The organism is Micromonospora sp. I033, from assembly GCF_053890995.1.
This window is the reverse complement of sequence record NZ_JBSSLX010000280.1, coordinates 1-6,282: the sequence shown is the minus strand read 5'-3', so window position 1 is coordinate 6,282 and position 6,282 is coordinate 1. Positions and strand designations below refer to the sequence as shown.

The following is a 6,282-nucleotide window of genomic DNA, read 5'->3' as shown; positions in this document are numbered from 1 at the left end:
CGGACACCCAAAGATCTCGTCCGCTTTGTTCGGGGGCAGCGTAAGTGGTTATAAAGAGACGCCCCGAGGGGTCGGCGAGATAGCGCTGGTACATCTCCTCGACGATCCACTCGTTCGGGCCGAAACCCGCCAGTGGGTTCTCCTGCGAAGTCTGCTGGGTCGACACGGCCGCTAATCGCCTCTTTCACGCGGTTGTGAATGTCACGCGGGCGCTCCCGTGCCCGTTTCGGGACGCACGAGAGACGGCTCCCAGGCTACGCCGTGCGATCGACGCAGGCATTCTCGCCTCCGGCTGGTGGTCCGTTTCACAGAAGATGCCAGAAGTTCGGCAAACGCTGCGTGTCCCGTCCGCTCCTGCTAAGCGACGGACGGCCCCGGTCGGTGACGGGGAGTCACCGGCCGGGGCCGTGTCGGGTTGCCGACTCAGGAGATGTCGCGGCGCCGGATGGTCAGCACGCCGATCACGCCGGCCACCACCGCGTACCCGATCAGCACGGCTGCCCCCGCCCAGCGGGGCGGGTTGCCCGGGATCTCGGCGCCGCTCACCATCAGCGACGACGCCAGCGACGGCACGAGCAGCTGGATCTGGTTGATCCAGTCGCCGAACCTGGCCGCCAGCAGGCCGATCGCGATGGCCGCGCCGATGGAGCCGCCCAGGTAGAGCAGGATGCCGGTCACCGTGGCGCCGATCTGGCTGCGGATCAGCACGCCGAGCCCCACGCCCAGCACCGACCAGAGCAGGTAGGCCAGCCCGTTGAGGGCCACCGCCCGCCAGACCGCGCCACTGCCCAGTTGGGCGCCGACGTCCGTCGCGTTCAGGACCAGCGGCGCGAAGACCAGGTTGAGCAGGGTGGTGCCCACCCAGAAGAGCAGTGCCAGCACGCCGGCGGCGGCCAGCTTGGCCAGCATCACCGCGGTGCGGTGCGGCGCGGTGAGGAACGTGGTGGTCACCGTCTGGTGGAAGAACTCGCTGGTCACCACCACGATGCCGAGCAGCATCACGATGAGCAGCCCGAAGAACTGGCCGTTGGTGTAGAGGTTGGCGGCCAGACTGTCGGCGCTGGAGACGGCCTGCACCTGGTCGGCCTGGTCGGCCGGCACCTCGCCCATGTTCCCGCTGGTGAGGGCGTCGGTCTGCAACCAGTTGAAGAGCAGCGCGAGGGCCCAGAGCGGCACGGTGATCAGCGCGAAGATCCACCAGGTGTTGGTGGTGCGGATCTTGAGCAGCTCGGATCGGACCAGGTTCATCGGATCTCCGCCTTTCCGGCCGTCAGCTCCAGGAAGACACCTTCCAGGTCGGGGCGTTCGGTGGTCAGCTCGTGCAGCTCCACCTTGGCGGCCAGCGCCACCCGGCCGACCGTCGGCGCGTCCGCCCCGGTCACCAGCAGCGCGCCGTGCCCGTCGGCGTCCACCGTGGCCGCCTGCTCGCGCAGCGCCGCGGTCAGCTCGTCGGCCTGCGGGGTGCGTACCCGCACCCGGGCCCCGTGCGTCATCGAGCCGATCACCTGGTCGACCGGTCCCTGCCGGACCAGCCGGCCGGCCGCGATGATCACCACGTCGTCGGCGAGCAGTTGCATCTCGGAGAGCAGGTGGCTGGAGACCAGCACCGTCCGCCCCTCGGCGGCCAGCCCCTTGAGGAAGCCGCGCATCCAGCGGATCCCCTCCGGGTCCAGGCCGTTCGCCGGCTCGTCGAGGATCAGCACCCGCGGGTCGCCGAGCATGGCGGCGGCGATCCCGAGCCGCTGCTTCATGCCCAGCGAGTAGCCCTTGAACTTGCGCTTCGCGGCCGGGGTCAGCCCGACCAGGGCGAGCGCCTCGTCGGCGCGCTGCCGGGGCAGGCCCGCCGCCGCGCAGATCACCCGGAGGTGGTTGATCCCGGTGCGGCCCTTGTGCGCGCTGGACGCCTCCAGCACCGCGCCCACGGTGCGCAGCGGGTCGGCCAGGTCGGCGTACCGGCGGGCGCCGATGGTGGCCTCGCCCGCGGTCGGCGTGACCAGGTTGAGCAGCATGCGCAGGGTGGTCGTCTTACCGGCGCCGTTCGGGCCGAGGAAGCCGGTGACCCGGCCCGGCTGGACGGTGAAGGACAGGTTGTCCACCGCCCGGACGTTCTTGTATACCTTCGTCAGTCCGGACACCACGATCTGGCCGGTCCCGGCGTTGGGGCTCCACTGCCCGTCGGACATCGTTCTCCTCTCCTGCCACGGCGGGCTTCTGGGCGCGCCTGTGGGGGCGCCGTTGCGGGGGCGCCGAGCAACAGCCTTCCAACCCCGCGCAAGGGGGTCAATCAGGCGGGATGCGTACACCCTCCTCCCCCGGGGGCAGGAGCGGATCATCCCCAGGGAGGAGAGATCAGGCCGGCGGCAGCGCGATCCAGGTGGCCCGCGCCTGCCCGAGCAGCGCCCCGTCCGGGCCGTACAGGGTGGAGTGCACCTCGGCCTTGCGCCCCGCGCCGCCGACCGTCGCCCCCGTCACCACGCACTCGTCGCCGGGGCGCGGCAGCGCGGTGACCTGGGCGGCGATCCGGCCCAGGACGTACGGGCGGCCGGGCGCGATCACCGCCCAGCCGCCGGGGCAGTCCAGCGCCGCCCAGACGGTCGCCGGCACCACCTCGGCCGGGGCGCGGAACGGGGCGGCGGTCCGCCCGTCCGGCAGCCGGCCCGGGAAGATCCGCAGCCCCGCCGGGTTCGCCGGCCCGCAGACGTAGCAGCCGGGGAAGGGGTGGTCCACCAGACCGGGGTACGCCTTCGCGGCGGCCTCGGCCGTCGCCCGGTCCACCGGCGGGACCACGGCGGTGACCGGCTCGACCCGGCGTACCTGGGCGATCACCTGGCCGTCCGGGTCGCGCACCTCGCCGTCGACCGCGGTCAGCGGGGTCTCCAGCGGGGGCGGCCGGCGCAGGGTGACCTCCACCGGGCCCCGGTCGTCCACCACGGCGGCGAAGATCCCGGCGCTCCAGCCGCCGTTGCCCGAGCCGTCCGGCCCGTGGAAACGCGACTCGATGATCATGTGGCACCTCCGGGGTTCCGACCGCCGGCCTCGGCGCCGGGGTCCGCCCGGGCAGCCTCGCACGGCGGCCCCGGCCCGTCGCAGGTGAGGGGGTGTGCCGGAGCGCCGGCCGGCGTTCACCGGATCGACACCCCTCATCCCCGGGGCCGGCACCCGGGCCCCTTACACAGATACCCATGGCCGTTCTGCACGCCGCTGGCGCACCCCTCACGACCAGCGGATACACCCTCCTGATCGCCGACGACCCGACCCTGGTCGCGGCCGCGCAACGCCTGCGCCACGAGGTGTTCGCCAGCGAACTCGGCGCCACCCTGCACCCCGGGGCGGCCGGGCTCGACGCCGACGAGTTCGACGCCAACTGCGACCACCTGGTCGTGCTGCGCGAGGGCACCGACGAGGTGGTCGGCACCTACCGGCTGCTGCCGCCCGGACGCACCGACCGCCGGTACGCCGAGGGCGAGTTCGACCTGACCCCGCTGGCCCCGCTCCGCGACGACCTGGTCGAGGCGGGCCGGTCCTGCGTGCACCCGGACCACCGCTCCGGCGCCGTGATCAACCTGATGTGGGCCGGGATCACCCGGTACCTGCACCTGCGCGGCTCCCGGTGGCTCGGCGGCTGCGCCTCGGTGCCGGTGGCGGACGGCGGGGTCGCCGTCGCCGAGGTCTGGTCCCAGGTGACCACCCGCCACCTCGCCCCGCCGCCGCTGCGGGTGACGCCCCGCCGGCCCTGGCTCGCCGAGGCGCCGGCGGCCGCCGTACCCGGGTTGACGCCCGCCGAGCGCCGCGCGCTGGTCCCGCCGCTGCTCCGCGGCTACCTGCGGCTCGGCGCCTGGGTCTGCGGGGAGCCGGCGTACGACCCGGACTTCGGCTGCGCCGACTTCTACGTGCTGTTCTCGCTGGACCGGATGAACCCGCGCTACCTGCGGCACTTCCTGGGCGGGGCCGCGTCGTGAACGGCGACGGGCTCTGGCGTCCCGCCTCGGGCTGCGGGCCGGCCTGTCTGCCGGCGCCGGCCAGGCCGGACGTGTCGCTGCCGCGCCGGGTGGGGCGGCTGCTCGGCGTACTCGGGATGCTGCTGGCCGGGGCCGGCCTGGCCGCGGTGCTGCCGCTGCTGCCGGCCCGCGACCGGCGGGCCGCGCTGCGCGGCTGGGCCCGGGGGACGCTGCGCGCACTCGGCGTGCGGCTGGTGGTCCGGGGCCGGCTGCCCCGCCCGCGGGCGCTGCTGGTGGCCAACCACGTCTCGTGGCTGGACGTCCTCGCGGTGCTCGCGGTCTCCCCGGCCCGGATGGTGGCCAAGCGGGAGGTCCGTGGCTGGCCGGTGGTGGGCCCGCTGGCCGCCGCGGCCGGCACGGTCTTCGTGGACCGGTCCCGGCCGCGCGACCTGCCGGCGACCGTCGGCCGGGTGGCCGGCGCGCTGCGGGCCGGGCACTCGGTGGCGGTGTTCCCGGAGGGCACGACCTGGTGCGGCGCGGCGGCCGGCTGCCGGCCCGGCCGGGGCTTCCGGCCGGCCCTGTTCCAGGCCGCGGTGGACGCCGGCGCGCCGGTCGTGCCGCTCCGGCTCGGTTACCGGTACGCCGGCGACCCGAGCACCCTGCCCGCCTTCCTCGGCGAGGAGACGCTCGGGGCGTCGGTCCGCCGGGTGCTGGCGGCCCGGGACCTGACCGTGGCGGTGACCGTGGCCGCCGCGCTGCATCCGGCCGCCGGCGCCGACCGCCGGATGCTGGCCCGGGCGGCCGAGTCGGCGATCCACCTGACCCCGGTGCGCGCGCCCGCGCGGCGAACCGCGGCGACCGGCGTGCGGATCGTCCGGCCGGTGGCGCTGCCCGTCGGGGCGGAGGCAGGGCTGGACCTGGTGGCCTGACGCGTTCGCGACACAGTCGCGACAGTCTTGTTCAGTCGCGATGTATCGCGTTATGCTTCCTTCCGTCACTCGACGCGCCGCCGACCGGCGCGTCGCCGAGGGGAGGACGCCATGGCCAGCTGGACGGTCGACAGTCCGCAACGGATCACCCTGGACGAGCCGGTCACCCGGCTGGACGTCCGACTCATCAGCGGCCGGCTCAACGTGGTCGCCTCCGACGGGCCGGCCCGGGTGGACGTCACCCGGGTCAGCAGCCGGCCGGTCATCGTCGAGCTGCGCGACGGCCGGCTCGTCGTCGCCCACGAGCGGCCGCCCCGCTGGCCGGGCGTGCTCTGGTGGCTCGGCCAGCTCGGTCGCCGGTTCCGGGCCGAGGTCTCCATCGCCGTGCCCGCCCACGTGCTGGCCGACCTGCAACTGGTGGACGGCTCGCTGGTCGCCTCCGGCCTGCGCCGGGACACCCGCGTCGACGTCACCTCCGGCCAGGTCACCCTCATGGGGCTGCGCGGTCACACCTCCGCGAAGGTCACCTCGGGTCCGGTGGAGGCGCTCGGCGTCGGCGGCGACCTCAACCTGGAGACCGTCTCCGGCGAGCTGATCCTCGCCGACAGCGCCCCCGAGCGGGTGCGCGCACACGCCGTCTCCGGGTCGATCACCTGCGACCTGGACAACCCGCGGGGCAGCGAGATCCGGCTCAGCGCCATCTCCGGCAGCATCACGGTCCGGGTCCGCGAGGACAGCGACCTCACCGTCCACCTGCACACCACCTCGGGCCGGATCACCAGCGGCTTCCCGCAGGTCTGCGGCGGCCAGCACGGGTTCGGCGCGGTGAAGGACAGCCACGGGGTGCTCGGCGGGGGCGCCGGTAAGCTCTGGGCGTCCGCGACCTCCGGCAGCATCGCGCTGCTCGCCCGTCCCGTCGAGGACGCCGACGACCGGGAGGAGCTGCCGTGACCGCCGTGTTCAGTCACGGGCGGCTCCGGCTCTACCTGCTCAAGCTGCTCGACGACGGGCCGAAGCACGGTTACGAGCTGATCCGCCTGCTGGAGGACCGCTTCCTCGGCCTCTACGCGCCCAGCGCCGGCACCATCTACCCCCGGCTGCAACGGCTGGAGGTGGAGGGGCTGGTCAGCCACACCGCCGCCGGCGGCCGCAAGGTCTACGAGATCACCGACACGGGCCGCGCCGAGCTGCGGCAGCGCGCCGACGAGCTGGCCACCCTGGAATCGGACATCACCGCCTCCGTCGAGGACCTCTCCGCGCTGGCCGGCGAGATCCGCACCGAGGTACGCGGCTCGGTGCGCGACCTGAAGCGGGAACTGCGCGAGGCGGCCCGGCAGACCCGCCAGGCCCGCTGGGCGCCCCCGCCGAGCACCCCGTGGCTGTCCTTCACCGCGCCGAACCCGTGCTGGCCGCCG

At 74.5% G+C, this 6,282-nt stretch carries 7 protein-coding genes; 4 read left to right on the top strand and 3 right to left on the bottom strand.

Going from position 1 to position 6,282, the window contains the following annotated elements; genetic code table 11:
• Positions 1-423 precede the first annotated feature (423 nt).
• The 3 genes from ACW0Q9_RS28280 to ACW0Q9_RS28270 all read right to left on the bottom strand — a co-directional run bounded on the left by ACW0Q9_RS28280 (position 424) and on the right by ACW0Q9_RS28270 (position 3,006).
• Positions 424-1,248, bottom strand: coding sequence for an ABC transporter permease (locus ACW0Q9_RS28280; protein ID WP_456186436.1), 825 nt, complete (start codon positions 1,246-1,248; stop codon positions 424-426).
• The gene (locus tag ACW0Q9_RS28275) at positions 1,245-2,183 is read right to left on the bottom strand and encodes an ABC transporter ATP-binding protein (RefSeq protein ID WP_456186434.1); all 939 of its coding nucleotides are present in this window, start codon (positions 2,181-2,183) and stop codon (positions 1,245-1,247) included. Before ACW0Q9_RS28275 ends, ACW0Q9_RS28280 begins: the two co-directional genes overlap by 4 nt.
• Positions 2,184-2,349: 166 nt before the next feature.
• Positions 2,350-3,006, bottom strand: coding sequence for a hypothetical protein (locus ACW0Q9_RS28270; protein WP_456186432.1), 657 nt, complete (start codon positions 3,004-3,006; stop codon positions 2,350-2,352).
• 176 nt (positions 3,007-3,182) lie between these two features.
• Between ACW0Q9_RS28270 and ACW0Q9_RS28265 the strand changes: the two genes are divergently transcribed.
• The 4 genes from ACW0Q9_RS28265 to ACW0Q9_RS28250 all read left to right on the top strand — a co-directional run.
• Entirely contained in the window at positions 3,183-3,959 is a 777-nt protein-coding gene (locus ACW0Q9_RS28265) for a GNAT family N-acetyltransferase (RefSeq protein WP_456186430.1), read from the top strand.
• Positions 3,956-4,867: a lysophospholipid acyltransferase family protein gene (locus ACW0Q9_RS28260; RefSeq protein WP_456186428.1), complete on the top strand. Its 912-nt coding sequence runs from the start codon at positions 3,956-3,958 to the stop codon at positions 4,865-4,867. The genes ACW0Q9_RS28265 and ACW0Q9_RS28260 overlap by 4 nt, the downstream gene beginning before the upstream one ends.
• Before the next feature lie 111 nt (positions 4,868-4,978).
• Positions 4,979-5,818 (top strand): DUF4097 family beta strand repeat-containing protein, encoded by an 840-nt coding sequence (locus tag ACW0Q9_RS28255; protein ID WP_456186426.1) that lies wholly within the window; start codon positions 4,979-4,981, stop codon positions 5,816-5,818.
• The coding region (locus tag ACW0Q9_RS28250; RefSeq protein WP_456186425.1) for a helix-turn-helix transcriptional regulator at positions 5,815-6,282 on the top strand (468 nt) is incomplete at its 3' end. The genes ACW0Q9_RS28255 and ACW0Q9_RS28250, both read left to right, overlap by 4 nt.